28 protein-coding genes, 1 tRNA gene and 1 riboswitch are annotated in these 26,525 nt (G+C 61.0%); of the genes, 18 read left to right on the top strand and 11 right to left on the bottom strand.

Going from position 1 to position 26,525, the window contains the following annotated elements; all coding sequences use genetic code 11:
• The first annotated feature begins 100 nt into the window (after positions 1-100).
• From BSK43_RS06770 to phoB, 6 genes are read left to right on the top strand one after another with little or no spacing between them, the layout of a single operon-like run.
• A complete protein-coding gene (locus tag BSK43_RS06770) occupies positions 101-1,135 on the top strand; it encodes a substrate-binding domain-containing protein (RefSeq protein ID WP_077468620.1) in 1,035 nt (344 codons plus the stop codon).
• A 60-nt stretch (positions 1,136-1,195) separates the two neighbouring features.
• Entirely contained in the window at positions 1,196-2,677 is a 1,482-nt protein-coding gene (gene pstC, locus BSK43_RS06765; protein ID WP_077468621.1) for a phosphate ABC transporter permease subunit PstC, read from the top strand.
• Complete coding sequence (gene pstA / locus BSK43_RS06760; RefSeq protein ID WP_077468622.1) at positions 2,674-4,008, top strand: phosphate ABC transporter permease PstA; 1,335 nt, start codon at positions 2,674-2,676, stop codon at positions 4,006-4,008. Before pstC ends, pstA begins: the two co-directional genes overlap by 4 nt.
• Positions 4,009-4,022: 14 nt before the next feature.
• A complete protein-coding gene (gene pstB / locus BSK43_RS06755; RefSeq protein ID WP_077468623.1) occupies positions 4,023-4,838 on the top strand; it encodes a phosphate ABC transporter ATP-binding protein PstB in 816 nt (271 codons plus the stop codon).
• Positions 4,839-4,889: 51 nt separating this feature from the next.
• Positions 4,890-5,603, top strand: coding sequence for a phosphate signaling complex protein PhoU (phoU, locus tag BSK43_RS06750; RefSeq protein WP_077468624.1), 714 nt, complete (start codon positions 4,890-4,892; stop codon positions 5,601-5,603).
• A gap of 31 nt (positions 5,604-5,634) precedes the next feature.
• Positions 5,635-6,318, top strand: coding sequence for a phosphate regulon transcriptional regulator PhoB (gene phoB, locus BSK43_RS06745; RefSeq protein WP_004128368.1), 684 nt, complete (start codon positions 5,635-5,637; stop codon positions 6,316-6,318).
• Between the two features lie 178 nt (positions 6,319-6,496).
• Here the strand turns inward: phoB and BSK43_RS06740 are convergent, their stop codons facing one another.
• Complete coding sequence (locus BSK43_RS06740) at positions 6,497-7,045, bottom strand: GcrA family cell cycle regulator (RefSeq protein ID WP_077468625.1); 549 nt, start codon at positions 7,043-7,045, stop codon at positions 6,497-6,499.
• Between the two features lie 426 nt (positions 7,046-7,471).
• Here BSK43_RS06740 and BSK43_RS06730 point away from each other — a divergent pair, with 426 nt between their 5' ends.
• The 3 genes from BSK43_RS06730 (at position 7,472) to BSK43_RS06720 (ending at position 10,699) form a co-directional block, all read left to right on the top strand.
• Positions 7,472-8,671 carry an aspartate aminotransferase family protein gene (locus BSK43_RS06730; protein WP_077468626.1) on the top strand — a complete coding sequence of 400 codons (1,200 nt, stop codon included), beginning with the start codon at positions 7,472-7,474 and terminating at the stop codon, positions 8,669-8,671.
• A gap of 73 nt (positions 8,672-8,744) precedes the next feature.
• A complete protein-coding gene (gene argF, locus BSK43_RS06725) occupies positions 8,745-9,662 on the top strand; it encodes an ornithine carbamoyltransferase (RefSeq protein WP_068397404.1) in 918 nt (305 codons plus the stop codon).
• 47 nt (positions 9,663-9,709) lie between these two features.
• On the top strand, positions 9,710-10,699 hold the full coding sequence (locus tag BSK43_RS06720; protein ID WP_068397403.1) for an Hsp33 family molecular chaperone: 990 nt from the start codon (positions 9,710-9,712) through the stop codon (positions 10,697-10,699).
• 6 nt (positions 10,700-10,705) lie between these two features.
• Here BSK43_RS06720 and apaG read toward each other — a convergent pair whose 3' ends face one another.
• Positions 10,706-11,098 (bottom strand): Co2+/Mg2+ efflux protein ApaG, encoded by a 393-nt coding sequence (gene apaG, locus BSK43_RS06715; protein WP_077468627.1) that lies wholly within the window; start codon positions 11,096-11,098, stop codon positions 10,706-10,708.
• A gap of 615 nt (positions 11,099-11,713) precedes the next feature.
• Between apaG and BSK43_RS06710 the strand changes: the two genes are divergently transcribed.
• Positions 11,714-12,427, top strand: coding sequence for a DNA helicase (locus tag BSK43_RS06710; protein WP_077468628.1), 714 nt, complete (start codon positions 11,714-11,716; stop codon positions 12,425-12,427).
• 73 nt (positions 12,428-12,500) lie between these two features.
• Here the strand turns inward: BSK43_RS06710 and BSK43_RS06705 are convergent, their stop codons facing one another.
• Positions 12,501-13,688, bottom strand: coding sequence for an O-succinylhomoserine sulfhydrylase (locus tag BSK43_RS06705; protein ID WP_077468629.1), 1,188 nt, complete (start codon positions 13,686-13,688; stop codon positions 12,501-12,503).
• Positions 13,689-13,731: 43 nt separating this feature from the next.
• A riboswitch (SAM riboswitch) is annotated at positions 13,732-13,810 on the bottom strand.
• A gap of 171 nt (positions 13,811-13,981) precedes the next feature.
• Here BSK43_RS06705 and BSK43_RS06700 point away from each other — a divergent pair.
• From BSK43_RS06700 to BSK43_RS06690, 3 genes are all read left to right on the top strand, one after another.
• On the top strand, positions 13,982-15,076 hold the full coding sequence (locus tag BSK43_RS06700) for a 2'-deoxycytidine 5'-triphosphate deaminase (RefSeq protein ID WP_077468630.1): 1,095 nt from the start codon (positions 13,982-13,984) through the stop codon (positions 15,074-15,076).
• 58 nt (positions 15,077-15,134) lie between these two features.
• A tRNA-Gly gene (locus BSK43_RS06695) sits at positions 15,135-15,208 on the top strand.
• Positions 15,209-15,248: 40 nt separating this feature from the next.
• On the top strand, positions 15,249-15,626 hold the full coding sequence (locus BSK43_RS06690; protein WP_077468631.1) for a VOC family protein: 378 nt from the start codon (positions 15,249-15,251) through the stop codon (positions 15,624-15,626).
• A 13-nt stretch (positions 15,627-15,639) separates the two neighbouring features.
• On the opposite strand, the gene BSK43_RS06685 is transcribed toward BSK43_RS06690, so the two are convergent.
• Positions 15,640-16,542 (bottom strand): LysR family transcriptional regulator, encoded by a 903-nt coding sequence (locus BSK43_RS06685; protein WP_077468632.1) that lies wholly within the window; start codon positions 16,540-16,542, stop codon positions 15,640-15,642.
• Positions 16,543-16,643: 101 nt separating this feature from the next.
• On the opposite strand from BSK43_RS06685, the gene BSK43_RS06680 reads away from it, so the two are divergent.
• The 3 genes from BSK43_RS06680 to BSK43_RS06670 all read left to right on the top strand — a co-directional run bounded on the left by BSK43_RS06680 (position 16,644) and on the right by BSK43_RS06670 (position 19,588).
• Positions 16,644-17,870 (top strand): MFS transporter, encoded by a 1,227-nt coding sequence (locus BSK43_RS06680; RefSeq protein WP_077468633.1) that lies wholly within the window; start codon positions 16,644-16,646, stop codon positions 17,868-17,870.
• A gap of 120 nt (positions 17,871-17,990) precedes the next feature.
• Entirely contained in the window at positions 17,991-18,578 is a 588-nt protein-coding gene (locus BSK43_RS06675) for an acyltransferase (RefSeq protein WP_077468634.1), read from the top strand.
• Between the two features lie 200 nt (positions 18,579-18,778).
• Positions 18,779-19,588 (top strand): transporter substrate-binding domain-containing protein, encoded by an 810-nt coding sequence (locus BSK43_RS06670; protein ID WP_246662517.1) that lies wholly within the window; start codon positions 18,779-18,781, stop codon positions 19,586-19,588.
• A gap of 24 nt (positions 19,589-19,612) precedes the next feature.
• Here BSK43_RS06670 and BSK43_RS06665 read toward each other — a convergent pair whose 3' ends face one another.
• The 4 genes from BSK43_RS06665 to BSK43_RS06650 all read right to left on the bottom strand — a co-directional run bounded on the left by BSK43_RS06665 (position 19,613) and on the right by BSK43_RS06650 (position 22,784).
• Entirely contained in the window at positions 19,613-20,026 is a 414-nt protein-coding gene (locus tag BSK43_RS06665; RefSeq protein WP_068397371.1) for a tellurite resistance TerB family protein, read from the bottom strand.
• Between the two features lie 182 nt (positions 20,027-20,208).
• On the bottom strand, positions 20,209-21,537 hold the full coding sequence (locus BSK43_RS06660; RefSeq protein ID WP_136686785.1) for a hypothetical protein: 1,329 nt from the start codon (positions 21,535-21,537) through the stop codon (positions 20,209-20,211).
• A 15-nt stretch (positions 21,538-21,552) separates the two neighbouring features.
• Positions 21,553-22,218, bottom strand: coding sequence for a helix-turn-helix transcriptional regulator (locus BSK43_RS06655; RefSeq protein WP_077468636.1), 666 nt, complete (start codon positions 22,216-22,218; stop codon positions 21,553-21,555).
• A 137-nt stretch (positions 22,219-22,355) separates the two neighbouring features.
• Complete coding sequence (locus BSK43_RS06650; RefSeq protein WP_077468637.1) at positions 22,356-22,784, bottom strand: hypothetical protein; 429 nt, start codon at positions 22,782-22,784, stop codon at positions 22,356-22,358.
• Between the two features lie 106 nt (positions 22,785-22,890).
• Between BSK43_RS06650 and BSK43_RS06645 the strand changes: the two genes are divergently transcribed.
• Positions 22,891-23,247 carry a DUF952 domain-containing protein gene (locus BSK43_RS06645; RefSeq protein ID WP_077468638.1) on the top strand — a complete coding sequence of 119 codons (357 nt, stop codon included), beginning with the start codon at positions 22,891-22,893 and terminating at the stop codon, positions 23,245-23,247.
• A complete protein-coding gene (locus BSK43_RS06640) occupies positions 23,244-24,332 on the top strand; it encodes a quinone-dependent dihydroorotate dehydrogenase (RefSeq protein WP_077468639.1) in 1,089 nt (362 codons plus the stop codon). The genes BSK43_RS06645 and BSK43_RS06640 overlap by 4 nt, the downstream gene beginning before the upstream one ends.
• Here BSK43_RS06640 and BSK43_RS06635 read toward each other — a convergent pair.
• The 3 genes from BSK43_RS06635 to BSK43_RS06625 are packed head-to-tail and all read right to left on the bottom strand — an operon-like array spanning position 24,308 to position 26,446.
• Positions 24,308-25,657 (bottom strand): MATE family efflux transporter, encoded by a 1,350-nt coding sequence (locus BSK43_RS06635; RefSeq protein WP_077468640.1) that lies wholly within the window; start codon positions 25,655-25,657, stop codon positions 24,308-24,310. The two genes, BSK43_RS06640 and BSK43_RS06635, sit on opposite strands and share 25 nt — an antisense overlap.
• Before the next feature lie 17 nt (positions 25,658-25,674).
• On the bottom strand, positions 25,675-26,178 hold the full coding sequence (locus BSK43_RS06630) for a CAP domain-containing protein (protein ID WP_136686783.1): 504 nt from the start codon (positions 26,176-26,178) through the stop codon (positions 25,675-25,677).
• 1 nt (position 26,179) lies between these two features.
• The gene (locus tag BSK43_RS06625; protein WP_068397352.1) at positions 26,180-26,446 is read right to left on the bottom strand and encodes a DUF6460 domain-containing protein; all 267 of its coding nucleotides are present in this window, start codon (positions 26,444-26,446) and stop codon (positions 26,180-26,182) included.
• Positions 26,447-26,525 lie beyond the last annotated feature (79 nt).

The following is a 26,525-nucleotide window of genomic DNA, read 5'->3' as shown; positions in this document are numbered from 1 at the left end:
ACATAAAAGGGCGGTGCTTGGTCAGTAGAAAAGAGATGCTGAAACTGGCGGATGTGGCATTCGTCGCAGCGCTCTTCAAAGCTTGCCAGGGGGATTCATTATGAATGCTTTGAAACTATTCATTCTTGCAATGGTTGCGTCGACCGCTTTTGCTGGTGTCGCCGCGGCTCGCGATCAGATTCAAATCGCTGGCTCGTCTACTGTTTTCCCGTATGCGAAGATCGTTGCAGAAAGCTTCGGCGAGACCTTTACCAATTTCAAGACGCCGGTCGTCGAGTCGGGTGGTTCTGGCGCCGGACTGAAGGAATTCTGCAAGGGCGTCGGCACGGACTCCATCGATGTCGCCAATTCATCGCGCCCGATCAAGGATAGCGAAGTCGAGGCCTGCAAGGCTGCCGGTGTTGCCGATATCCAGCAGGTCAAGATCGGCTATGACGGCATCGTCTTCGCCTTCGACAAGAGCAATCCGGATATCAAGTTCGAACCTGTCGATCTCTACAAGGCGCTCGCCGCCGAGGTGGTGGTTGACGGCAAGCTGGTTGCAAACCCTTACAAGAAGTGGTCGCAGATCAATCCGGCGCTGCCTGATTTCGAAATAGCGGCCTATATCCCGGGCGAGAAGCATGGCACGCGTGAAGTCTTCGAAGAGAAGGTTTTGGCGGCCGGCTGCAAGGCTTCCGGCGCGGCAGACGTCATCAAGGCGACGGTTTCAGATGCCGGCCAACAGGCCAAGAAATGCGTTGCCGTGCGCAAGGATGGCGTTGCCGTCGATATCGACGGCGACTACCCCGAGACGCTGGCTCGCATCGACGCCAACAAGCACGGCATCGGCGTTTTCGGCCTCTACTTCTTCCAGAACAATGCCGACAAGCTGAAAGTCGCGACCGTCAGCGGCATCGTGCCGTCGGGCCAGACGATTGCAGACGGCACCTATCCGGTGTCGCGTCCGCTGTTCTTCTACGTCAAGAAGGCACATCTGGGCGTCATCCCGGGCCTGAAGGAATATGTCGACTTCTTCACGAGCGATCAGATGATCGGACCGGACAGCCCGCTGGCGGAATATGGCCTTGTGCCTGCTCCGGATAGCGAGCGCGACCAGATCCGCAAGGACTTCGCCAACGGGAAGATCATGTAAGTGCATTGAGATTGCGTCGGTGCGGGTTGCATCCGCACCGGCGTTTGCCGGGGAGTGGGAATGAGCGTATCGCTGCTGTTGTTGTGCCTGTCGGTCATCGGCGCCCTTGCCTTCGTGCTTGGGCGTGTGAGGGCGACTGCGCTATCCGACGGCAGATCTTCGTCGATGCATTCCCGGCTTGGCTATCATGGCGCCTATGCCGCGATCTGGGCGGTTCTGCCGGCTTTGGCGCTCGTCTGCGTCTGGCTGATCGTCAGCCCGATCGTCATTGATCGGCTGGTGATCAAGTCGTTTCCGGAGGAGGTGAAGAGCCTCCCGGCGGCAGAGCTCAATCTCAGCTACGGCATGGTGCGCAGCATCGCCCACGGCATGCGCCTTCTCGATGATCAGGAGCTCGCCGCCGTCGACGGTGGCTCGGCCGACCTGCAATTGCTTCTGGCGCAGAAGGGCGTGCCGCTCGCGGTTCGCCCGACGGGCTATATGATCGACGCCGCCAACAAGTATAACGGCATGCGCGAGGTCAGCCGGACAGTGATGTCCGCATCGGCGATCCTGCTGTCATTGCTTTGTGCAATCCATGGTCTGCGCGCCATCGCCTTGCGCTTTCGCGCCCGCAACCGCGTCGAGCAGGTCATTCTCGGCGCCCTGATCGTCGCATCCTCCATCGCGGTGCTGACGACGGTTGGCATTGTCGTTTCGATGCTCTCGGAAGCGGCCCGTTTCTTCAGCATGGTGCCCGCCAGCGAATTCTTTTTCGGCACGGTCTGGGATCCGCGCTTTACCGGTGCCGGCTCACAGACATCGGGCACCTTCGGCCTGATCCCGTTGCTGGCCGGCACGATCTATATCGGCTTGGTCGCTATGCTGTTTGCCGTACCGATCGGATTGTTCGCCGCAATTTACATGGCGGAATATGCATCGACCCGTGTGCGCTCCATTGCCAAACCCATGCTGGAAGTGCTGGCCGGCATTCCCACCATCGTCTACGGCTTTTTTGCCCTCGTCACGGTCGGGCCTTTCCTCAGGGACATCTCGGCCGAGATCAATGGTCTGATGACGGGAAGCTATCGAAGCTTCATTGAGGCGCAGAGCGTGCTGACCGCCGGCTTCGTCATGGGTGTCATGCTGATCCCTTACGTCTCCTCGCTGTCGGACGATATCATCATGGCCGTGCCGCGCTCGCTGCGTGACGGTTCGCTCGGTCTGGGCGCCACGCGATCCGAGACGGTGAAACGCGTCCTGTTGCCGGCGGCACTTCCGGGCATCGTCGGTGCGCTGCTGATGACGGCATCACGGGCGGTTGGCGAAACGATGATCGTCGTGCTGGCGGCAGGCGTTGCCGCCCGCATGCAGCTCGATCCCTTCGAGCCCATGACGACGGTGACAGTGAAGATCGTCAATCAGCTGACCGGCGATCTGGAGTTCACCTCGCCGCAGACCCTGGTCGCCTTCGCGCTCGGCATAACGCTGTTCTGCCTGACCCTCTGCCTGAACGTCTACGCGCTCTACATCGTCCGCCGCTACAGGGAGCAGTACGAATGAGCGGCGTCGTATCCTCCTCGTCACAGACTATTCCGCGTGGACTGGCGCCCGGCGCGCCTGTGCGACGCGATATCGGCATCAGGCGCCGTTATGCCGCCGAACGCCGCTTTCGTGCCTATGGCCTCGCTGCTGTCGTCTTCGGCCTCGTCTTCCTTTTGGCGCTTGTGTCGACCGTGGTTCGAAACGGCTATACGGCCTTCGTGCAGACGTCGATCACCTTGCCGATCGAGTTCACCGAGAAGGTCATCGACCCCACGGGCAAGCGCGCCAGCGACCCGAAGGTGCTGATGGTCGCCAACTATCCGGTCCTGATCCGCGATGCCCTGGTAAAAGCGCTTGATATCGACCCTTCCAACCGTGCGCTCGTGCGCGAGGCAACCGCCATGGTGTCGGATGGCGCCAGGATCGTGCTGCGTGACAAGGTGACCGCCAATCCGTCGATCGTGGGGACGACGCAAAACCTCACCGTCCTCGCGAGCGCCAACATCGATTCCGCCAACAAGGGACAGATCGACCTGACGGTTGATGAGAAGGATCGCAAGGTGTCGGACCGGCAGCTCGGCTGGATGAAGCAGCTGACTGCGAGCGGCGCTCTGCACGAAGCCTTCAACAGCGGCCTGTTTGTGTCGGGCAACTCAAGCCGCCCTGAGGCTGCCGGACTCGGCGTCGCACTGATCGGCTCACTCTATCTGATGCTGACGGTGCTGGTTCTGGCGCTTCCCGTTGGCGTCGCTGCGTCGATCTATCTGGAGGAATTCGCGCCGAAGAACCGGCTGACGGACCTCATTGAGGTCAACATCAACAATCTGGCGGCCGTGCCCTCGATCGTTTACGGATTGCTCGGGCTTTCGGTCTTCATCAACATGATGGGCCTGCCGCGCTCGGCCTCGCTGGTTGGCGGCCTGGTGCTGAGCCTGATGACGTTGCCGATGATCATCATCGCCACACGTTCGGCATTGCGAGCGGTGCCGCCCTCGATCCGCAGCGCAGCGCTTGGCCTCGGTGCCTCGCGCATGCAGATGGTCTTCCATCACGTCCTGCCGCTCGCCATGCCCGGCATATTGACGGGCACCATCCTCGGACTGGCGCATGCACTCGGCGAGACGGCGCCGCTGCTCCTGATCGGCATGGTCGCCTTCGTTGCCAACTACCCGGCATCGCCGCTCGATCCTTCGACGGCGCTGCCGGTGCAAATCTACATGTGGGCGAGTGAAGCCGAACGGGCGTTCGTCGAACGAACCTCCGGGGCGATCATCGTCCTGCTCTTCTTCCTCGTTGCGATGAATATCGGCGTGATCCTGCTGCGCCGCCGCTTCGAACGGCGCTGGTAGGGGAGGGCGATCGAATGAACATGATGACGGAAGCCGCAAGTGAAAGAGCATTGGCCAGGAAGATGACGACGATCCCCTACAAGATGATCGGCCAGGACGTGTCCGTCTTCTACGGCGACAAGCGTGCGCTCTTCGACGTCAACCTGAACATCCGTGCCAATACGGTTACGGCGTTGATCGGTCCTTCGGGCTGCGGCAAATCCACCTTCCTGCGTTGCCTCAATCGCATGAACGATACGATCGAGACCTGCCGCGTCACCGGCAAGATCACGCTCGACGATCAGGATGTCTACGACAACAACATTGATGTTGTGGAGCTGCGCGCGCGGGTCGGCATGGTCTTCCAGAAGCCCAATCCGTTCCCGAAGTCGATCTATGAGAACGTAGCCTATGGCCCTCGCATCCATGGTCTGCATCGCTCGAAAGCTGATCTCGAGCATATCGTCGAAACCAGCCTGCAGAAGGCCGGTCTGTGGGGTGAGGTGAAGGATCGGCTGCATGATGCCGGCACGAGCCTCTCGGGCGGTCAGCAGCAGCGCCTGTGCATCGCCCGTGCCGTCGCGGTCAGCCCGGAGGTCATTCTGATGGACGAGCCCTGTTCGGCGCTCGATCCCATTGCCACCGCCAAGGTCGAGGATCTGATCCACGAGCTGCGCGAAAACTTCACCATCGTCATCGTCACGCATTCCATGCAGCAGGCAGCCCGCGTGTCGCAACGTACCGCAATGTTTCATCTCGGCCATCTGGTCGAGGAGAACGATACCGATAAGATGTTCACCAATCCCGACGATTTCCGCACGCAGGATTACATCATGGGCCGTTTTGGTTGATGATGCCGTGCGCGCGGCTCCTTTCACACAGTTCACCTTGAGGATAGAAAAATGGTCTCCACTCACATTCTCTCTGCCTATGACGAAGACCTGAAGTTCCTGACGCGCCGTATTGCGGAAATGGGCGGCCTGGCCGAGCAAATGGTCAGCGACAGCGTTCGGGCGCTGGTCCAGAGCGACACTGGTCTTGCGCAGAAGGTCATCTCCGACGACGTCATCCTCGATCATGCCGAGCGGGAAGTCGGCGACAAGGCCATCGTCACCATCGCCCGTCGTCAGCCGATGGCTGCCGACCTGCGCGAGATCATGGGTTCGATCCGTATCGCTTCCGATCTGGAGCGCGTCGGCGACCTCGGCAAGAACACCGCCAAGCGCGTCATCGCCGTGCAGGGTACGGGCGTTCCGCGTCGCCTGGCTCGTGGCATCGAGCACCTTTCCGAATTGGCGCTTAGCCAGCTCAAGGAAGTCCTCGACGTCTACGCCACACGCTCGCCGGACAAGGCCGTGTCGATCCGCGAACGCGACGAGGAAATCGACGCGATGTACACCTCGCTCTTCCGCGAGATGCTGACCTACATGATGGAAGATCCGCGCAACATCACCACCTGCACGCATCTTCTCTTCTGCGCCAAGAACATCGAGCGCATCGGCGACCATGCCACCAACATCGCCGAGACGATCTATTACATGGCGACGGGTGCTCAGCCCGAAGGCGAGCGCCCGAAGGACGATACCGCCAATACCGTCGGCGCAGTGACGGAATAATCCGAAAGCGAAGAAAGGAGACCATAGGCGCATGGTTCCGAGAGTTGCTGTTGTAGAAGACGAGGAAGCGCTCAGCGTTCTGCTGCGCTACAATCTCGAGGCCGAAGGCTTCGAGGTCGACACGATCCTCAGAGGCGATGAAGCCGAGTTGCGTCTCCAGGAGCGCATTCCCGATCTTCTGATCCTCGACTGGATGCTCCCCGGTGTATCCGGCATCGAGCTCTGCCGCCGGCTGCGCATGCGGCCGGAGACGGAGCGCCTGCCGATCATCATGCTGACGGCCCGCGGCGAGGAAAGCGAGCGCGTGCGCGGTCTTTCCACTGGCGCGGACGATTACGTCGTCAAGCCGTTCTCGACACCCGAGCTGATGGCTCGCGTCAAGGCGATGCTGCGGCGCGCCCGTCCGGAGGTTCTCTCCACGGTGTTGCGTTGTGGCGATATCGAGCTGGACCGCGAGACGCACCGCGTTCACCGCAAGAGCCGCGAAGTGCGGCTGGGACCGACCGAATTCCGTCTTCTGGAATTCCTGATGTCCTCGCCGGGCCGCGTCTTCTCGCGCTCGCAACTGCTCGACGGCGTGTGGGGGCATGATATCTATGTCGACGAACGCACGGTCGACGTGCATGTCGGTCGCCTGCGCAAGGCGCTCAACTTCTCCAATATGCAGGATGTCATCCGCACCGTTCGCGGCGCGGGCTACTCCATGGAGGCCTGAGCGGGAATACCCGATCAGGCACTCAACATTACAGCGCCACGCGTCTTTCAAGACGCGTTAAGGTCGCTGTAATATCTTAGAATTCTGCATAATTTTCCCTCAAATCGGTTCCGATTTAAGGAATTATGCAGTCGCGGCGGAAACAGAAAACGGGCCCCAAAGGGCCCGTTTCTTTATCTCAGTGATGAAGTGTCTCAGCCGCGCGCTGAGCTGGCCTGCGCCGTTCATGCACCGGCTGGTAGGCCAGGCGCTGATGGTAGGTGCAGTAGGGCGATGAATCCGGGCTCTCGTTGCCGCAGAAGTGGAAATCGTCCTTCAGGGGATCGCCGACCGGCCACTTGCAGGTGCGCTCCGTCAGCTCCGTCAGGCCGAGGCGCCGGGAGATTGGAACGACCACATTGGCAGCCGGGCGATACTGGATCTCGTTGACCGTATCGATCTCGACCTCTTCCTTCAGCATGGTTGCGCCCTGCTGGCGGGTAACCGTGCGGGTTGCGACGCGCGCCTGATAGTTCGAAGCCCGCGGCGCCGTGGCGCTGCGCTTCGGCGTGCGAGCCGCCGCCGTCGTACCGCCAGCCTTCGCTCGGCCGGGAAGGTTCAAGCGATGCACCTTGCCGATAACGGCGTTACGGCTGACGCCACCGAGCTGTGCCGCGATCTGGCTGGCGCTCAACCCTTCGGACCATAGCTTTTTCAGCTTCTCGACGCGTTCGTCTGTCCAATTCATGCCCTGTCTCCGCTGTCGCGTTTCCGATGGCAGAATCCCTCACCATTGCCTCGCATGGGGATCGAGGCACGAAACGCTCTAAAATTGTGGTGACTAGTTCCGCCGCATGCAGTCTAGCAATTGGTTTTTAACCTAGTGTGAGGCAGACTCCGTGACAAGAGTCGCGGGAATCTTGAGGAATCGATTTCGAGGTTTTCCCCAACTTGCTGTCCGGGCGTGGCATTTCTGCAATATGCGGCGCCGAACGTATCCCTTTTGCGCGCAAGCACTTTCTCGCACCTGCTAAAGCGCCAGTTTTGTTGACATCGCGGTGCAAAACAACAATAGTGACCGGGCCGCCGCAAGGCGGCATTTTTGATTTTTTCGGACCCCTTTCGTAAAAACGAAGCGATTGGTCCTTAAAGTTGTGATCGAGGAGATATGGCCATGGCCGAGACCGCGCCGCTTTATGATACCTACATGCGAGCTCCGCTGCGGTTCGAGCGAGGCGAAGGCGTATGGTTGATCACTGAAAGCGGTGAACGCTATCTCGATTTTGCAGCCGGCGTGGCGGTCAATTCGCTCGGTCATGCTCATCCCCATCTTGTCGCCGAGCTGAAGGCGCAGGCTGACAAGGTTTGGCATCTGTCCAACCTCTACGAGGTGCCTGGCCAGGAAAAGCTGTCGAAGCGGCTGACGGAAGCCACTTTCGCCGACAAGGTGTTCTTTACGAATTCGGGTGCCGAAGCGTTGGAATGCGCCATCAAGACGGCGCGGCGTTATCAGTTCGCCAAGGGGCATCCTGAGAAGTTTCATATCATCACCTTCGAAGGTGCCTTCCATGGCCGCACCATCGCGACGATCGCGGCCGGCGGCCAGGAAAAATATATCGAAGGCTTCGGTCCGAAGGCTCCCGGCTTCGATCAGGTACCGTTCGGTGATCTCGATGCCGTGCGCGCAGCCATTACCGAGGCGACGGGCGCTATCCTGATAGAGCCGGTGCAGGGCGAGGGTGGTATCCGCCCGGCGACCAATGAATTCCTGCGTGGTCTCCGCCAGATCTGCGACGAGCACGGCCTGTTGCTGGTTCTCGACGAGGTGCAGTCCGGCGTCGGTCGTACCGGCAAGCTCTTTGCCCACGAATGGGCTGGTATCAAGCCCGATATCATGGCGGTCGCAAAGGGTATCGGCGGCGGCTTTCCGCTCGGCGCATGCCTGGCAACGGCCGAAGCGGCTTCCGGCATGAAGGCCGGCACGCATGGATCGACCTATGGCGGCAATCCGCTGGCTATGGCAGTCGGCAATGCGGTGCTTGATATCGTGCTGGCCGATGGTTTCCTGGAACATGTGCGCGATATCGCACTGGTCTTCCGCCAGGGCCTCGCCTCGCTCAAGGATCGCTTCCCGGATATCATCGAGGATATTCGTGGCGAAGGCCTCATGCTTGGCATCAAGGCGGCTATCCCGCAGGCGGACCTCTTGCAGGCGATCCGCGCCGAACATCTGCTTGGTGTCCCGGCTGGCGATAACGTCATCCGTCTGTTGCCGCCGCTGATCGTCACCGCCGAGGAAGCGCGCGAAGGCCTTGCCCGTATCGAGCGCGCCGCAGAGCGCGCGCGCGCCGTTCGCGTCAAGAAATCAGCTTGAATTCAGCGCCCGCAGTCGGGGCGTTCGTGCCCCACGCGGGCGTTATTGTTTTTTCTGGAGTACAGGTAAGGACATGGCTTCTCCGAAACACTTTCTCGACCTCTCGGCCGTAGCAGCCGCCGATCTGCGCAACATCATCGATGATGCGATCGTGCGAAAGCAGGCACTGAAGGCCGGCACGGCCGACAAGCCGCTCGCCGGCAAGATGCTTGCGATGATCTTCGAGAAGCCTTCCACCCGCACACGCGTATCCTTCGACGTCGGCATGCGCCAGCTCGGCGGCGAGACGCTGTTCCTGTCGGGAACCGAGATGCAGCTCGGCCGCGCCGAGACGATCGGTGACACGGCGAAAGTATTGTCGCGCTACGTCGATGCGATCATGATCCGCACGACCGATCATTCGCGCCTGCTGGAGCTGGCGGAGCATGCGACGGTTCCCGTCATCAATGCGCTGACCGACGATACGCATCCCTGCCAGATCATGGCCGATATCATGACCTTCGAGGAACATCGCGGTCCGATCAAGGGCAAGACCGTTGCCTGGACCGGCGACGGCAACAATGTGCTGCATTCGCTGATCGAAGGCGCCGCGCGTTTCGGCTATCGCATGAACATGGCGGTACCCCTTGGTTCCGAGCCGAAGGATCACTATCTGAACTGGGCCCGCAACGAGGGCGCCGAAATCATGCTCTCGCATGATGCAGACCGTGCGGTCGCCGGCGTCGATTGCGTGGTAACCGATACCTGGGTTTCCATGAATCAGGAACACCGGGCTCGCGGTCACAACGTCTTCCAGCCCTATCAGGTCAACAAGGCTTTGATGGCACAGGCCGGCAAAGACGCGTTGTTCATGCATTGCCTGCCCGCTCACCGTGGGGAGGAAGTGACGGACGAGGTGATCGATGGCCCGCAATCCGTTGTTTTCGATGAGGCGGAAAACCGCCTTCATGCGCAAAAGTCGATTCTTGCTTGGTGCCTGGGCGCAATCTGAGGATAGGAAGCCGCGTTTGAGAGCGCGGGCGCAGTAGGAGTAAGGCAATGGCCGAAAATGCAGCCTCGCTGGGTCAGTTCGATTTTGCCGGTGACGATCACGTTGTGCCCTTCCAGGTCGAAGGGCTCGATGTGCGCGGCCGTGCCGTGCAGCTTGGTCCGTTGTTGGATGCAATCCTTGCCCGGCATGATTATCCGACGCCGGTGGCTCGCCTTTTGGCCGAGGCTATCGTTCTCACGGTTCTGCTCGGCACGTCGCTGAAGTTCGAAGGCAAGTTCACCGTACAGACGAAGGGCGACGGCCCGGTCGACCTGCTGGTCGCCGATTTTTCGACGCCTGAAAATGTCCGCGCCTATGCGCGCTTCAACGAAGAGGCACTGGCAAAGGCTGTTGCCGAAGGCCGCACCGAGCCGGAGCAGCTGCTCGGCAAGGGCGTTCTTGCCTTTACGATCGATCAGGGCCGCTACAGCCAGCCCTATCAAGGCATCGTTGCTCTTGACGGGGCTTCGCTCGAGGACATTGCCGGCACCTATTTCCGCCAGTCGGAGCAAATCCCGACGCGTGTACGCCTTGGTGCTGCAGAGCTCTTCGACCGTGATGAGAACGGCAAGCCGCGTCATCGCTGGCGGGCGGGTGGGCTGATCGCGCAATTCCTGCCCGAGGCACCGGAGCGCATGCGCCTGCCGGATCTGCACGGCGGTGACGGCGACGAGCTCATCGGCAATCATGTCGAGGACGATGCTTGGGCCGAAGCACGCAGCCTCGTGGAGACCATCGACGCCGATGAATTGACGGATCCACTTGTCGGCACCGAACGCCTGCTGTTCCGCCTCTTCCATGAGCGCGGTGTGCGGGTCTATGAGCCGAAGGCGGTTTTTGACCGCTGTTCCTGCTCGCGCGACAAGCTGAAGGGTGTGTTGCAGGGTTTTTCGGCCGAGGAGATCGAGGCCAGCCAGGAGAACGGTGAAATCGCCGTCACCTGCGAATTCTGCTCGACCACCTACCGCTTCGAAGTGGCTGAGGTAAACGCGGCCTGACGGAGCTCAGTTCAGCGTGCGCAGCAGATTGGGCGTATCGAGAGAGAAGGCGGGGATCTTGACATGGAACTGTTCCCCGTCGTCCGTCTCCATCTGGTAATGGCCGAACATCATGCCTGAAGGCGTGTCCAGCGGGCAGCCCGATGAGTATTCATAGGTGTCGCCGGGGTTGAGATGCGGCTGCTCGCCAACGACGCCTGGCCCCGTCACCTCATCCACGATACCGTTCATATCGGTGATGTGCCAGTAGCGCGTCACCAATTTGACGGACATCTTCGAATGATTGGAGATGACGATGCGGTATCCCCAAACATAGCGATCGTCGTCCGGATCGGATTGCTCCTCCAGATAGAATGGCTCTACGACAACTTCTATGTCGCGTGTTAAGGCGCGATACATGCCTGATTACCTTGCCACTGCTCTGAAGCGACGAGCGTTCTTACAAGCGCCACTTACGCTCCAGCATTTTTAAAGTCCGCGGCATATTACCCGCTTTCCATGCTTCCCGCAAAGTGCAGGATATCTAGCGGTATCCTATAACCAGCCCGTTCCGTCAAGGAATGGAATGATGAAAATTCTCATCGGCGATTGTTCCTTGGAGAATTGGAGATATTACGACAGAAAACGAAGACTATCAGGTTGCCGTCAAAAGTATCTCGCCTTACTTGTCCTTTAGTGTTTTCTACCATAGCTCCACTCGCTATGTCTTGGTGAGGTGGAAAGGCTTGGCATCATTTAGGGTGCACTTGAGGTTTGACTGCCATATCTGTCGGGCGCCACTCGAAAACTCTCGGCCATATGAAGCTTGGTCGAGCCTTCAGGTCTGCGAAAAGAACGTCCGCGCGATTTCCCGACGACGGGATTTCGACTATCATTTGATTCTGGCATGGCCCGTGCCTCCCCCCTCCGTCCGGGAAAGTATACTTCATGCGGGGCTGTCGATCATCAAACCGACTGTTTGAGCGCCTGGCATAAGGAGGGGTTGCGGTCACTGCTCGCAATAGGAGGTTTACAATGAGGCTTTCCGCCCCTGTTTATCATTTGAAGCGCAAGGCGCGGCTTTTGTCGCGCCAGCAGAATATCCCCCTGCACGCCGCACTGGATCACATCGCGGCCGGCGAGGGGTTTGGAGGATGGAGCTTGCTTGCGTCCAAGACGCAGGCTGCCGTTTCCCCCGATGATTTCTTCTCGCTGTTGAGCCCGGGCGATCTGGTGCTGGTCGGCGCACGTCCCGGCCAGGGCAAGACGCTGATGAGCCTCAAGCTCGCCGTGGGTGCCATGAAATCGGGCAATCGCAGCGCCTTCTTCACGCTCGAGGATACCGAAAAGGTCGTTCTGGATCGTTTCCGGATCATCGGCGTGGATCAGGCCGAGTTCAGGGAGCTGTTCGAACTCGACAGTTCCGACGCCATCAGTGCCGACTACATTGCAAACAGGCTGGCCTCGGCGCCACGCGGCACGCTGGCAGTCGTCGACTATCTGCAGATACTCGATCAGAAGCGGGAGAAGCCGGAACTGGAGACGCAGGTCCGCGCGCTGAAGACGTTCGCGCGTGAGACGGGCGTAATCATCGTGTTCATCTCGCAAATCGACCGTTCATACGATCCGGCGCTGAAACCATTGCCCGATCTCGATGACGTTCGTCTGCCAAACCCGTTGGATCTGTCGCTTTTCGATAAGATGTTCTTCCTGCACGCCGGCAAGGTTCAATACAAGGCGGCGAGCTGACGACGACCGCATGGCTCCAATAGGAGCATGTCGAGCCGCCCGGAGAATCTCCGGGCGGCTTGAAGGAATAGTATCAGGCGGAAACCTGTTCCAGGGCGCGGGCGAAATCCTCGACCAGATCCTGGCTGTCCTCGATACCGGCGGAGAAGCGAACGGTGCCCGGTGAAATGCCAAGCTCCGCGCGGGCCTCGTCGGTGAGGTTCTTGTGCGTCGTGGTGGCCGGATGGGTGATCAGGCTCTTCGAGTCGCCGAGATTGTTGGAAATCTTCACGATCTCCAATGCATTCTGCAGCTTGAAGGCTGCTTCCTTGCCGCCCTTCAGCTCAAAAGCCACCAGCGTCGAGCCGCCGGTCATCTGCTTGGCGATGATGTCGGCCTGCGGATGGTCCTTGCGGCCGGGATAGATCACGCGAGCGACCTTGTTGCCCTGCTCGGCGAGGAAATCGGCCACCTTGGCAGCGTTCACCGTCTGCTGTGCCACGCGCAGCGGCAAGGTCTCGATGCCTTTCAGCAGCGTCCAGGCGGTGAATGGCGACATGGCCGGACCGGTATGGCGGAAATAGTCCTGCAGGTTCTCGTCGATCCACTGCTTGTCGGAGAGGATGACACCGCCGAGCGAGCGGCCCTGGCCGTCAATATGTTTGGTAGCGGAGTAGACGACGATATGGGCGCCGAGTTCCAGAGGTTTCTGGAAGAGCGGGGTCGCGAAGACGTTGTCGACCACGACCTTGGCACCAATCTGGTTGGCAAGCTTGGCCACCGCAGCGATGTCAACGACTTCGAGCGTCGGATTGGTCGGGCTTTCCAGGAAGAACACCTTGGTGGTGGGGCGGATCGCCTTTTCCCAGTTCTCGACGAAACGACCGTCGACCAGCGTGCATTCGATGCCGTATTTCGGTGCCAGCGTCTCGACGACCCAGCGGCAGGAGCCGAAGAGGGCGCGGGCGGCAACGATATGGTCGCCGGCCTTCAGCTGGCAGAGGATCGCGGCGGTGACAGCGGCCATGCCCGAAGCCGTGGCGCGGGCATCTTCAGCGCCTTCCAGCGCGCACATGCGCTTTTCGAACATGTCGTTGGTCGGGCTGCCATAGCGGGCGTAGATGAAACCATCCGTCTCGCCCTTGAAGCGGGCTTCCGCCGCTTCCGAGGTGTCATAGACGAAGCCCTGGGTCAGATAGATTGCTTCGGATGTTTCGCCAAATTGCGAACGGAGCGTTCCGCCGTGAACGAGTTGGGTTGCGGGGCGCCAAGTCTTGCTCATGCCATCACCACTTTCAAAACAAAAAAACCGGCCGCAATTGCAGACCGGTTTCAACCCGGTCTTTTTAGCCATTTGTTTAACGTGGCTGCAAGCCGACCGGCCAAATCACCACGGGATAAGTTGCAATACTGCCGTTGATCGCTTGCGTCAATTCCCTGAGTTTGGTTTTGTCTGCGACAAATACTGCCCGCGCGTCTCTCTGGATGCGCTAAGGTCGCAGTAACGTTTTGAATCAGCCCGCAGGCATACAAGTCGAATATGGATTTGCAGGCGTATGGGCTGGGGAAAGAGGCATGATGGCTCGCAATACAGGAATTCTAGCGGATCGCGCCATTGCGGCGCTCTTTGACGCCGGACGGCTGACGAGCGAAAGAGAGCTGGACGTCGATCAGATCCAGCCGGCAAGCCTTGACCTGCGCCTCGGTTCCCATGCCTTCCGCGTTCGCGCCAGCTTCATGCCCGGTCCGTCGCATCTGGTTGCCGACAAGCTCGACTGGCTGAAGTTGCATGTCGTCGATCTCTCCGAAGGTGCGGTGCTGGAAACCGGCTGCGTCTATATCGTGCCGCTGATGGAGCGGCTGGACTTGCCGGCCGATATGTCGGCCTCGGCCAATCCGAAGAGTTCGACAGGCCGCCTCGATATCTTCACCCGCGTCATCACCGACCGGGCGCAGGAGTTCGACAAGATCCCGGCCGGCTATTCCGGCCCGCTCTATCTCGAAATCAGCCCACGCACCTTTCCGATCGTCGTTCGCCGTGGTTCGCGCCTGTCGCAGATCCGTTTCCGCGTCGGCCAGGCTCTGCTTGACGAGCCAGAACTGCTGGCACTGCACGAGACCGAGACGCTGGTCGCCAGCAAGAAGCCGAACATCACCGGTGGCGGCATCGCGCTGTCGATCGATCTTGCCGGCGACAAGGAAGGCCTGATCGGCTATCGCGGCAAACACCACACGGCCGTCGTCGATGTCGACAAGAAGGCCCAGCACGATATCTTCGATTTCTGGGAGCCGCTTTATAGCCGCGGCCGCACCGAGCTGATCCTCGATCCCGACGAATTCTACATCCTCGTTTCGCGCGAGGCCGTTCATGTGCCGCCGCATTATGCCGCCGAGATGACGCCGTTCGATCCGCTGGTCGGCGAATTCCGCGTCCATTATGCCGGCTTCTTCGATCCCGGCTTCGGTCATGCCCCGGCCGGCGGCCGTGGCAGCCGCGCTGTGCTCGAAGTGCGCAGCCATGAAGTGCCTTTCATCCTCGAGGATGGCCAGATCGTCGGCCGCCTGATCTATGAACACATGCTGGAGCAGCCAAGCAGCCTCTACGGCTCCGGCCTCGGCTCGAACTATCAGGCACAGGGCCTGAAGCTGTCCAAGCACTTCCGGCTCTGAGGACCTATCGTCCGGCCTTGACAGAGGCCGCCAACTGTTGGACATCTCGGGATGTCAGGCGGGTGTAGCTCAATGGTAGAGCAGCAGCTTCCCAAGCTGAATACGAGGGTTCGATTCCCTTCACCCGCTCCAGCTTCCTTCCATCGTCAATGATCTCAGGGATGCGCTCGACATGTTTGATCACATAACCATCGAAGTGAGCGATCTGGAGAAGAGCAAGGCGTTCTATGAGCGCGCTTTCGAGCCGCTGGGTTACGGCTTGTCCTTTGGCAAGGAAGGTGTGTTCTGGGCATTCGACGTTGGCGACGGCAGCCTGTTCGAGATCCAGCACACGGGCAGCAAGCCGCCCTTGACGCATTTGCATGTTGCCTTTCGCGTCGACAGCAGGGCCGAGGTCGATGCGTTTTATCGCGCCGCTTTGGAGGCCGGCGCTGAGGACAATGGCGCTCCCGGCCCCCGGTCGGAATATACGGCGGATTATTATGCCTGCTTCATCCTGGACCCGGATGGCTACAACATTGAAGCGATGATCAACAAGCCGGGCGCTTGAGATCGAAACCAGTTCAGAAACTGGCTCTGTCTTTCAAAGCCTCCGTCAGCGCTTCGCCGAAAATCGCGATCGGCCGGGCGAGGCGCCCAGCCGGTGGGCGATGCACCAACCAGTTGACGACCCTCGGGCTGAAGTCCGGCGCCTCGATGACCTCGATGGAATTGCGCCAGCGGCTGCCTGATAGCGCCGCCGGCGTGAGGACGCCGATGCCGAGGCCGCGCGACACCAGCGACATGCGCAAATCGGCGCTCATGGCCTCGACGGCGACGTCGAACGGCAGTCGCTCTGCCTCGAAGCGATGATGAATGAAGGCGCGGAAGCCGCAACCGCTCTGGTTCATGATCCAGGGAAAGCGGGAGAGCTCATCGAGTTTCGGCGCCTTGGGAACTCCGAGCGAAGGCGATGCGACGAGAATGACGTTATGGATCCCCAGCATGTCGCCGACGACATTGTCCGGCGGCTCCGTGCCCTCCGCCAGGCAGACGGTCGCCGCATCCAGCTGGCTATGCGCGACCTGTTCGACGAGCTGCGGCGACCAGCCGGAGACGATGCGCAGTGTCAGTTGCGGAAATTGGCTGCGGAGTTGATCGAGCGGGGCCGAGAGTGCTGCTTCCGAGAGATAGGGCATGACGCCGAGGCGGAATTCGCCGCTGATCGCGCCGCCCGGGGAGACGCCGGCCTTGAGATCATCGAGCGAGCGCAGGACACGGCGTCCGTGCTCATAGGCTTCACGCCCCGCGGCGGTCGGCTTGAGCGGCTTGGATTGCCGATCGAGCAGGGCGATGCCGAGGCTATCCTCGAGGCTCTGTATCCGCCGGGTAATGCCCGGCTGGGTCAGGTTGATGCGTGCGGAAGCGGCAACGATAGATCCGGTTTCCACCACGGCGACAAAGGCTTCGAGATCATGAATGTTCATGAGGAACTCGCATAATCATTATTAGCTCATTTCAATTGCCGCATTATGCAACAAAGCGATAAAGATGGCTAACAATATTATTTAGGCTCATTGGAGAATCCATGGCTCAGGTCCCCGAATGCATTGCCAGCGAGCCGGAGGACGAGGCGTCCGAGACGGTTTTGGCCCCTCCGACATTGTTGTTCGCCATAGCCACCGGCGTCATCATCACCAATCTTTTCGCGCCGCAGACGCTTGTCGGCATCATCGGCCCGTCGCTTGGTTTTTCTGAAAGCGGCGCGGGCCTCGTGGCGATGGCCTCCCTGCTTGGCTATGCCGCCGGCCTGTTTTTCCTGGTGCCTCTCGCCGACCTGATGGAAAATCGCCAGCTGGTGCTGCGCATGCTCGTCTCGGCCATGGTAATGGCTATCGCTGCTGCCTTTGCGCCGACAGGATGGAGCCTCCTCATCTTCCTGTTCCTCCTGGGCGCGGCCTGTTCCGCCATCCAGATTCTCGTGCCGATCGCCGCCGCCATGACGCCGCCGGAGCATCGTGGCCGGGTCATCGGCAACGTCATGAGCGGCGTCATGGTCGGCATATTGGTGTCGCGGCCACTGGCGAGCCTGGTTGCCGATTTCTGGGGCTGGAGGAGTTTCTATGCCATCAGTGCTGCAGCCCTTGCGCTTCTTGCCGCCGTGCTCGCCCTGCGCCTGCCCGAACGGCGCCCCCTGGTGAGTTCCAGCTACGGCGCCCTGATCGGCTCGCTGTTCCAGCTGCTGCGCGATGAGCCGATACTGCGGCTGCGCGCCTTTACCGCCGCCTTGATGATGGCGAGCTTCAGCCTGTTTTGGACCTCTGTCGCCCTGCGGCTGGTGCAGCCGCCATTCTCGCTCGGCCAGTCCGGCATCGCGCTGTTTGCGCTGGTTGGAGCCGGTGGCGCTGCCGCCACCTCTCCCTTCGGTCGCATGGGCGACAGGGGCTGGACGCGGATAGCAACATTTGTATCACGCCTGATCATGCTTGCCGCCCTGGCATTGGCCGCCTGGGTGGGCGGAATACGGTCCGGTGATCCGCTGACCCTGCTGATCCTGCTTGGTGTCAGTGCCGTCATGCTCGACGTCGGCGTCACCGGCGACCAGACCTTGGGACGCCGCGCCGTCAACCTCCTCAATCCGGAGGCGCGAGGGCGGATCAACGGTCTCTTCGTCGGCATCTTCTTTCTTGGTGGCGCACTTGGTTCGGCGCTTGCCGGCACGGTGTGGGACTTTGGCGGCTGGGTCGCAGTCTGCGCAGCAGCGGCCGGCTTTGGCGTTATCGCCTTGATTACGGGCTTTGTCGCGCGCAACTGACAGTGCAATGCGTGTAGCCAACACTTGCGCTACCCCTCCGGCATCGCCATGTTCTAGCCCATTCAGGTGGGGGCCGGAAAAGCATGAGAAAACGAGCGCCCCTTGTCAGGAGCGTTTTGAATGCGTGGCATAGCATGGCTTTACAGGCTGAGGGCTCTTTTCAAGAGCGGTGTGCTTGAGATCGGCCGAAGTACGAAAGTTCCGCTCGACACCAGGATTATCTGGAAGCGTGGTGACGTTCGCATTGGCGAAAGAGTCCATTTCCGCAGGGGCGTCGTCATCGATGCACAAGAAGGCAGTATCGAAGTCGGCAACCACGTCTCCTTCAACGAATACAGCATCCTGCTAGGCCGTGGCGGCATTTCCATAGGTAATGACGTGCGGATTGCCGCCCATGCCATGGTGGTGTCCTTCGATCATAATTTCGATGATCTCACGCAGCCCATTCGCCTGCAGGGCGTGACGAAGAAACCGATCGTCATTGAAGACGACGTGTGGATCGGGGCGGGAGCGAAGATCCTGGGCGGCGCACACGTCGCACGAGGGTGCGTCATCGGTGCGAATGCCGTCGTCAAGGGAAAGACGGAGCCCTATGGAATCTATGTCGGCGCGCCGGCAAGATTGCTGAAGCGGCGCGGAGAAAAAACTAACCCGACAACCGAAAATATCGAGCTGCTGCCCGCTGCGAAAATATCGGCGAACCGATAGGCCGCCCGCTTGGTGAGCTATGGCTCGCTCTATCCCTTCGGCCATGGTGCGATATTCCCCCTGCGACGTGACTCTGCTAAACCGGATTCGTGAATCAAGGATGTGCAGCCACGACCGGAGGCCGGATCAAGACCATGCGTGTTTGCCTTTCGTCGATGATCTCCACGGCCCGGCTTTTGACGCACGCAACATTGATTGCGATGTCTTGCGCTCTGTCGCTCTCCGCCCAGGAGGCAAAGCCGCCCAGTTTGCCGATCCTGTTCGATGCCCGGGAGCGACTGCCGAAACCCGACCTGTCTACGCTGGTCAGGCTGCGGTTCCTGACATCGGTCGATTTCCCGCCCTTCAACTTCCTCGATCAGAACGGCAAGCTCACGGGCTTTCACGTCGAGCTCGCCCGCAAGATCTGCGACGAGCTCGCCATCGCGGACAAGTGCCAGATCCAGGCTCTGCCCTTCAATGAATTGCAGGGCGCGCTTTCCGCCTCGCAGGGCGATGCAGTGATATCAGGCGTCGCAGTGACGCCCGAGCTGCGCAAGAGCTTCGCTTTTTCCCGTCCCTTCCTGATGCTGCCGGCGCGTTTCGTGCGCAATCTCAAGGCGCCGATCAATGGAACGACGGCGGCCTCGCTTGCCGGGCACCCGGTCGGCGTCGTCAAGGGCACCGTGCATGAGGCGATGATGACCGCCTTTTTCCCCGCGATCAAGCCGGTGCCGTTTGACGACAAGGATGCGCTTCTCGCTGCCGTCAGGGATGGCAAGGTCGACGCTGCCTTTGCCGATGGCCTGCAGCTATCCTTCTGGGTGTCGTCACCGGCGGCCGAAAAATGCTGCGCCCTTTTCGACGGGCCGTACATGTCTCAGCAGTTCCTCGGCGAAGGCATGACGATCATGTTGCGCCAGCAGGATGCCGATCTGACGGCCGCTATCAACCATGCGCTGGCAACCCTTTCGCGTGACGGCAGGCTGCAGGAAATCTATCTGCGCTACTTCCCATATGGGCTCTACTGACGAGAGCAGTTTGAGGAAAACGCTCTAGGCCTTGCGGTAGCGGGCAATCGCGCTGCGCTCGATGGCGGCACAGGTCAGCTTGTCGAGGCCGAGACGGTCGCGGAGCAGGCTGAGGAGACGCAGTTCCTCGGCCTTGACCGACAGGTCGGCCGAAGCGACTTCCACGGCAAGCGCATAGGCGGTGTCGTAGAGCCGGGCCGGCAGCGTATCGCGCACGGTTTCGAGCACGATATCGAGGCCTTCGCTGCCAGAAAGCAGCTTGGCACAGTCGCGGGAGACGGCGATCAGCTTCTCGTCGTCAAAACCCTTGAAAACCGGCAGTGCGTGGATGAGTTCCCCGATGCGGCTGAGCTCGCGGTCGTTCATCGTTCGGTCGACGGCCGAAGCCAGCACCATGACGTAGATCAGGGCCTCGTGAGCAGAAAGCGGCTTGTTCATGACAGGCGAAGTCCTTTGAATTTGGCAGACTGAAAAGTCGCGCGTCTCATGGCAAAAGTTACTGCATAATTCCTTAAATCGGAATCGATTTAAGGGTAAAGTTATGCAGCAGATTTAAAGTGCTGCAGCGACCTTTGCGCGTCATATATGACGCGCGGCGCTGTAGTGGCGGAGGCAAGGCATCAGATTGGATTGAGCGGATCTTCCTTGGGCAGGGCCGGCCCAAGCGTCGACTTTCCATTCTTGCGCGGATCGTCGCCATACATGCCGCGCTTTTTCTGCTTGGCCTCGTCGACAAGCGCGACCAGCGGCGAGCCGGGTTCCGGATCGGCCCAGCCGAAGCGGACCAGCCAGGAGCTGAGATCGATGCGGACGTAGCGGCACGCACCGGTCACCGTGCCGGTCCAGGTCGCGCTCGGCAGATCGCAGTCGATGGATCGCCCGCGCAGATACATGCGGAATGCCGTGCGGGCGGCCTGACCGCAAGGCCAGTCCTTGCCGCTCGAGCTGGTGCACATGCGGTCGACATCGGTCGGGATGATGCCGACGAGCCGCACGCTCTTGCCCGCGATCGTAACTATGCCGGCCTGATCGGAAAAGGGGCGGTTGAGTTCGATGGAAGTCGTCTGCTCTTGCGGCTTTTGCGCCGGACCCAGCGAGGCCTGTTCCGATTGAGGTTGGGATTCTGGCTGGAGCTGGGGCTGGGCTTGGGGCGGAAGGGTTCGATGAGCCGATGCCGCGAGCTCCCTGTCGATCTGATCGGCTGGGATACGGTTGTCTGGTGCGGGATCTGCCTTGGCTTGATCTGTGCCGGCAGCTTGCGGGGATGCCGGCGTTGCGCTGGAGGCTTCGGGAGCGACGTCGGCGGGCTTCGGAATTTCGGCGGCAGCGGTTTCAGTGCTTTTTGCGGCGTCCGAGGTTGCGGGTACCGGCTGAGCCTCGCCCGGCTTTGCCGACGCGTCGTTCGACTGCGCTGGGTCTGTGGCGGCTTTGGTCTCGGGCGGTGCCGCTGGCTGCGCGGTTGCTGCCTTGTTGTCTTCGGTCTTGGCCGTATCGCCGTCTTGCGTTTTCACAGCATCGTCGTTTGTAGGTGCTGGAGTCGCAGCGGCAGCTGCCGCTACGGCAGCCTCGGAGAGCTGGGAGCTCCCATCCGGCGTGGCGGGTGAAGCCGGCGCTGCAACTGTCGGCGTCACCTTGTCCGGCACCGTCTCCGTTGCGGGCTTGGCAGGTTGCGTCTTTGCCTGGTCTTCCGGTTGTGGCTTGCTGGCGGCAGCATCATCCTGCTTGGCTGTTTCGGCCGGCTTCGGTGTATCGGCATTCTTGGGCGGCGTGAGATCGGCCTTGGCTGTTTCCGCGGGAGCGGGTGCTGGAGCCGGACGGTTGTCCGCCATCGTGTTGCTGCTGCGGCCAGGCAAGGAAAACCCATGCTCGCCAAGCTGGAGCACAATCAGGGTCAACCATGAACCGATCACCGCGCCTGCCACACCTGCAAGCAAAATATCACGACGCATACCGAGAAAACTTTCCTATTGGCTGGCCCATATGATCCGGGCAATCCATTCCACATCCGCCAGCTCGAAGCTGCGATTGGGATGTTCGGGGTTGAGCGACAGTAGCTCGATAGACCGCGCGCTCTGCCTCAGCAAGACCTTGGCCATCACTTCGCCCTCGCGGGTCTTGACCACGACGCGATCGTTTTTCCTGATTTGAGCCCCAGGCTCGACGATCAGAATATCACCATCGCGATAGAGCGGCAGCATGCTTTCGCCCTGCACCTCCAGCGCATAGGCGCCGGTCCTGTGCCCGGCGGCCGCGGGAAATTCCACCATGTCCCAGCCCTGACCGGCCGGAAAACCGCCATCGTCGAAGAAACCGCCGGCACCCGCCTGGGCAAAGCCGATGAGCGGAATTGAGCTGCCGGGCGAGGAAATTCCGTTTGCTGGCGCAGTATCCGTTACCGCGCCCGGCCGGATGAAGCTCAGAAACTGCTCGAGACTTGCCCCCGTTGCCTCCAGCACCTTGGCGATCGATTCCGTCGAGGGCCAGCGCAGGCGCCCATCCTGGCTCAATCGCTTCGACTTGTTGAAGGAGGTGGCATCGAGCCCGGCGCGGCGTGCCAGACCGGAGGGCGTCAGGGCGTGCCGCTCGGCAAGCCTGTCGATCGCACCCCATATCTGCTCATGTGACAGCATCGCCGCTCAGCATCTGTACGCCGGCTTAACCGGCTCAACTCATTTAAAAAATGTTAACCGAGGCGTATGGGCGAGTAAAGACCGGCATAGGAATAGGATCCTTTATCCCCGTGCTTTGCCAGCCGGATTTCCTGGCTTCACGTCTTCTGCGGCAGCGGTTTGGTATTCGGCTCTTCGCTCTGGAATTCCTTCGCCATGCCCATGAAGCCGCGCACGAATTTCTGCATGATGCCGAGCGTGCGGTCGACATCGGCGTCGCTTGGCAGGCTCGATCCCTTGTTCGAGGCAACGGTCTTTTCCAGTTTCGTCACGCGGTCGGAAAGGCGGTCCAGCTCGTCGTCATAGGCGGCGCGCTCGTCGGCCGCCATGCGGCAGACGAGGTTGCCTGTCTGATCCTGGCAGATGGACATCGCGCCGGTCTTTCGGTCGAGGCGGACGAAGTGATCGCCGCTGCGCTCCAGCTGGAAGCGTGCCGTATCCTGTTCGGCTGACAGAGCCGGCGTTGAGAGAAGAAGAGCGGCTGGCAAAAGCATGGCTGCAAGGCCGATTTTCAGTTCCTTCGTCATGTCATCCCCCGGATTTTCTGCGTTAAAATCTCAAATCCACCACGGAAACCGTGGACATTGGCCGATGTTTTCGTGCAAAGCCCTATCACGACAGGTTTACATAGGGATGATGACCGCCATGCCAGTGGTTTACAAGATCGTGCCGGATGCCCTCTGGCAACAAGCCAGACAAACCGGCGTTTTTCATGGCGCGGCAATCGACCTGACAGACGGTTTCATTCATCTCTCCACGGCCAAACAGGCGGTGAAAACCGCGGAACTCTATTTCGCCGGCCAGACGGGCCTGCTGCTGGTGGCGGTCGATGGCGATGCGCTTGGCGACAAGCTGGTCTTCGAACCCTCGCGCGGCGGTGACCTCTTCCCGCATCTCTATGCGCCTCTGCCGCTTTCCGCCGTGCTCTGGGAGAAGCCGCTGCCGATCGGCGCCGATGGCGCGCATGTCTTTCCGGAGATGGCTGAATGATCGACGCCTTTCGCGACCTCGGCCGACGCGGCCTCTTTCTTTTTGATCCGGAAACGGCGCACGGCATGTCGATTGCGGCGTTGAAGTCCGGCCTCGTGCCGACCTGCCGCCTCAAGGCCGATCCGCGCCTGCGCCAGACCGTGGCCGGGCTCGACTTCGCCAACCCCATCGGCATGGCGGCCGGCTTTGACAAGAATGCCGAGGTGCCGGAAGCGCTTTTGAGGCTCGGCTTCGGCTTTACCGAAATCGGTACGGTGACGCCGAAGGCGCAAGCCGGCAATCCGCGCCCGCGCATCTTCCGCCTTATCGAGGATGAGGGCGTCATCAACCGCCTCGGCTTCAACAATGAAGGCCACGAGGCGGCTCTTCGCCGGCTGCAGGCTGTTCGCAGTGGCGGCATCATCGGCGTCAATATCGGTGCGAACAAGGACAGCGCTGACCGCATCGCCGACTATGTCGCCGGTATCCGCCGCTTCTATTCCGTCGCACGCTATTTCACCGCAAATATATCTTCGCCCAATACGCCGGGCCTGCGCGATCTGCAGGGACGCGAGAGCCTCGCGGTGTTGCTGTCGGCCGTGCTCGCCGCGCGCGACGAAGAGGCAGCGAAGGCGGGCAAACGCATCCCGGTCTTCTTGAAGATCGCTCCGGATCTGACTGAAGAGGGCATGGACGACATCGCGGCGGAAGCCCTGTCGCATGCGCTTGACGGCCTGATCGTCTCCAACACCACGCTTTCACGCGACGGTTTGAAGGATCAGCGGCAGGCGAAAGAGGCGGGCGGCCTTTCCGGCAAGCCGGTCTTCGAGAAGTCGACGGCGGTATTGGCGAAGATGCGCCGCCGCGTCGGCAGTGCGCTGCCGATCATCGGGGTCGGCGGCGTTTCGTCGGCCGAAACGGCACTCGAGAAGATCAAGGCGGGCGCCGATCTGGTGCAGCTTTATTCCTGCATGGTCTATGAAGGCCCGGGCCTGGCAGGTCAGGTCGTCTCCGGCCTGTCGAAGCTCATCGACCGCGAGCGCGTTGGTTCGATCCGAGATCTCCGCGACACCAGGCTGGACTACTGGGCGAACCGGAACGTCTGATCGGCCCGCGTCTTCAGGCCCATGGCCAGGAAGATGCCGCGGAACAGCAGAAAGGCATTCATGGCCATCCACAGGCCGTGATTGCCGAGTGTCGGCACCAGGACCGCGAGCGCCACGAGGTAGCCGCCGAAGGACATCAGCATCTTGTTGCGCATCTCGCGTGACCATGTGGCGCCGATGAAGACCCCATCCATCAGGAAGGCCAGCGCGCCGGTGAGGCCGGTGACGGCCGCCCATGGCAGATAGGTTTCGGCAGCGAGGCGCACCTCCTCCGAGGTCGTCAGCAGGCGGATCAATGCCGGGCCGAGGGTGAAGAAGAAGATGGCGGCGGCAAGCGCCAGCCCGAAGGACCAGAATCCGGTCAGCTTTAATCCGCGCTCGAAGGCCGGCCGATAATTGGCGCCGATCGAGCGGCCGGTGATCTGCTCGGCCGCGTTTGCCAGTCCATCGAGATAATAGCCTGACAGCAGGAAGAAGTTCATCAGCACTGCATTGGCCGCCAGGATGACTGCGCCAAAACTGTTGCCGATGCGCGTCATCAGCGTGAAGGCCCCGATCAGCACGAAGGTCCGGATGAGAATATCGCGATTGAGCGCGAAGAGCTGCGTGAGCTTGGCGCGCGACAGAAGTTCGGCGCGTGCCGGCCGCTTCTCTCCAGCAAAGCTCCGCAGCACGATGGCAAGCCCCAGCAATGTGCCACTCGCCTCGCCGATCAGCGTGCCCCAGGCGACACCTGCCACGCCCCAGCCGAGCCACAGGCCAAGCCAGATCGCCAGCACGATGTTCACGCCGTTGATGACGGTTTGCAACAGCAGCCCGATGCCGCCCTGGCCGCGGCCGAGCACGAAGCCGAGCAGCGCATAATTGGCAAGCGCCGCCGGGCCGGAGAGCATGCGGATGGAAAAATAGGTGCGCGTCGCCTCGGCGATGGCGCCTTGCGGCCCCATCAAGGCGATGCCGAGCCAGAGCAGCACGGGTGAGAGCAGCACGATCAGGGTGCCGGAGCCGAGCGCCGAGATCAGGGCACGCCAGAAGACAGCTTGCTGCTCGTGCCGGTCACGGCGGCCATAGGCCTGGGCGGTAAGGCCCGTGGTCGAGGCACGCAGGAAGTTGAAGCTTGCGAAGATGAGATCGAACAGCACCGCGCCGATCGCGAGCCCCGCCAGCGCATCCGGCTGGCCGAGATGGCCGACCACGGCGGTGTCGACCAGGCCGAGCAGCGGCGTCGTCATGAAGCCGAGGGTCATCGGGAGCGCGATCGACAGCACGAGCCGATGCGTCACGTCGAAGGGCAGGACCCTTCTTTCTCCCTCTTGAATATCCATGTCTGCTTTGTGCCTCCTCAATCCGAGGAGAGCACCATGGACCAATAAGGCTTGCCACCGGAAGAGGGGGAAGAGGAGAGAGCGACACCAAGCCCGTCATATTTGCCGAGCATGTTGTGCAAATGCTTCGGCGAATTGATCCAGGCCGTGACCGCGGCGTTCACGTCGCGCTGGCCCTCGGCGATGTTCTCGGCGGCCGGCAGCTTGACGCCGCTTGCCTTGACCCGCTTGCCGAAAACGTCGCCGATGCCGATCAGATGCTCCATCTTGCCGGCATCCGCCATGCGCCGCGCCTGGTACATGGCGGCGCTGCTGGCGGCTGCATCGATCTTCAGCGGCGGCAGCCCGTTCCTGGCGCGCAGCGCGTTGACGAGCGGGAGGGCTGACGCGGTCTGGTCGCTGGCGGGCGTATTGGAAACGCGGGCAGGCGGCGTGGCGCAGCTGGCGATGGAGGCGGCGAGCGCAAGCGCGGCGAGGCGCAGCGCATAGCGGCGCGAGTAGATGAGTGTCTGGGAATTCATGTCAGCGGCGATGATTGAACAATCGGAGGATGATGAAGAGCGGGATGACGATGGTGGCCCCGAGCATCAGATAATCGCCGAATTCGCCCAGCGCCGCAAAGCCGCTGTGCCAGAGATCGACGACGAAGCGGCGGAAGCCATACAGGAAATCAAGCGGCCGCCAGCCGAAGAACTTCATGAGAAAGCCGACGACGAGCGACACGACGATGAGCTTCACCACCGTGCGTCCCGGCGAATCGCCGAGGAATCTGTTCACCTGATCGGACATGCTGACGTCTCCATAATGGCAGTCGGTTTTGAGATAGGGCTGCCGCCCGCAACGCGCAAGCGCTTTTGCCCGGCACTCA

It is taken from the genome of Rhizobium sp. P44RR-XXIV (genome assembly GCF_001999485.2).
GTDB lineage: Bacteria > Pseudomonadota > Alphaproteobacteria > Rhizobiales > Rhizobiaceae > Rhizobium.
This window is presented reverse-complemented; position numbering and strand designations above follow the sequence as displayed.

Bases quoted from the DNA above. Each gene is read 5' to 3' on its own strand.
- BSK43_RS06770 (WP_077468620.1), top strand. From the start codon at position 101: ATGAATGCTTTGAAACTATTCATTCTTGCAATGGTTGCGTCGACCGCT.
- pstC (WP_077468621.1), top strand. From the start codon at position 1,196: ATGAGCGTATCGCTGCTGTTGTTGTGCCTGTCGGTCATCGGCGCCCTT.
- pstA (WP_077468622.1), top strand. From the start codon at position 2,674: ATGAGCGGCGTCGTATCCTCCTCGTCACAGACTATTCCGCGTGGACTG.
- pstB (WP_077468623.1), top strand. From the start codon at position 4,023: ATGAACATGATGACGGAAGCCGCAAGTGAAAGAGCATTGGCCAGGAAG.
- phoU (WP_077468624.1), top strand. From the start codon at position 4,890: ATGGTCTCCACTCACATTCTCTCTGCCTATGACGAAGACCTGAAGTTC.
- phoB (WP_004128368.1), top strand. From the start codon at position 5,635: ATGGTTCCGAGAGTTGCTGTTGTAGAAGACGAGGAAGCGCTCAGCGTT.
- BSK43_RS06740 (WP_077468625.1), bottom strand. From the start codon at position 7,045: ATGAATTGGACAGACGAACGCGTCGAGAAGCTGAAAAAGCTATGGTCC.
- BSK43_RS06730 (WP_077468626.1), top strand. From the start codon at position 7,472: ATGGCCGAGACCGCGCCGCTTTATGATACCTACATGCGAGCTCCGCTG.
- argF (WP_068397404.1), top strand. From the start codon at position 8,745: ATGGCTTCTCCGAAACACTTTCTCGACCTCTCGGCCGTAGCAGCCGCC.
- BSK43_RS06720 (WP_068397403.1), top strand. From the start codon at position 9,710: ATGGCCGAAAATGCAGCCTCGCTGGGTCAGTTCGATTTTGCCGGTGAC.
- apaG (WP_077468627.1), bottom strand. From the start codon at position 11,098: ATGTATCGCGCCTTAACACGCGACATAGAAGTTGTCGTAGAGCCATTC.
- BSK43_RS06710 (WP_077468628.1), top strand. From the start codon at position 11,714: ATGAGGCTTTCCGCCCCTGTTTATCATTTGAAGCGCAAGGCGCGGCTT.
- BSK43_RS06705 (WP_077468629.1), bottom strand. From the start codon at position 13,688: ATGAGCAAGACTTGGCGCCCCGCAACCCAACTCGTTCACGGCGGAACG.
- BSK43_RS06700 (WP_077468630.1), top strand. From the start codon at position 13,982: ATGATGGCTCGCAATACAGGAATTCTAGCGGATCGCGCCATTGCGGCG.
- BSK43_RS06690 (WP_077468631.1), top strand. From the start codon at position 15,249: ATGTTTGATCACATAACCATCGAAGTGAGCGATCTGGAGAAGAGCAAG.
- BSK43_RS06685 (WP_077468632.1), bottom strand. From the start codon at position 16,542: ATGAACATTCATGATCTCGAAGCCTTTGTCGCCGTGGTGGAAACCGGA.
- BSK43_RS06680 (WP_077468633.1), top strand. From the start codon at position 16,644: ATGGCTCAGGTCCCCGAATGCATTGCCAGCGAGCCGGAGGACGAGGCG.
- BSK43_RS06675 (WP_077468634.1), top strand. From the start codon at position 17,991: ATGCGTGGCATAGCATGGCTTTACAGGCTGAGGGCTCTTTTCAAGAGC.
- BSK43_RS06670 (WP_246662517.1), top strand. From the start codon at position 18,779: ATGTCTTGCGCTCTGTCGCTCTCCGCCCAGGAGGCAAAGCCGCCCAGT.
- BSK43_RS06665 (WP_068397371.1), bottom strand. From the start codon at position 20,026: ATGAACAAGCCGCTTTCTGCTCACGAGGCCCTGATCTACGTCATGGTG.
- BSK43_RS06660 (WP_136686785.1), bottom strand. From the start codon at position 21,537: ATGCGTCGTGATATTTTGCTTGCAGGTGTGGCAGGCGCGGTGATCGGT.
- BSK43_RS06655 (WP_077468636.1), bottom strand. From the start codon at position 22,218: ATGCTGTCACATGAGCAGATATGGGGTGCGATCGACAGGCTTGCCGAG.
- BSK43_RS06650 (WP_077468637.1), bottom strand. From the start codon at position 22,784: ATGACGAAGGAACTGAAAATCGGCCTTGCAGCCATGCTTTTGCCAGCC.
- BSK43_RS06645 (WP_077468638.1), top strand. From the start codon at position 22,891: ATGATGACCGCCATGCCAGTGGTTTACAAGATCGTGCCGGATGCCCTC.
- BSK43_RS06640 (WP_077468639.1), top strand. From the start codon at position 23,244: ATGATCGACGCCTTTCGCGACCTCGGCCGACGCGGCCTCTTTCTTTTT.
- BSK43_RS06635 (WP_077468640.1), bottom strand. From the start codon at position 25,657: ATGGATATTCAAGAGGGAGAAAGAAGGGTCCTGCCCTTCGACGTGACG.
- BSK43_RS06630 (WP_136686783.1), bottom strand. From the start codon at position 26,178: ATGAATTCCCAGACACTCATCTACTCGCGCCGCTATGCGCTGCGCCTC.
- BSK43_RS06625 (WP_068397352.1), bottom strand. From the start codon at position 26,446: ATGTCCGATCAGGTGAACAGATTCCTCGGCGATTCGCCGGGACGCACG.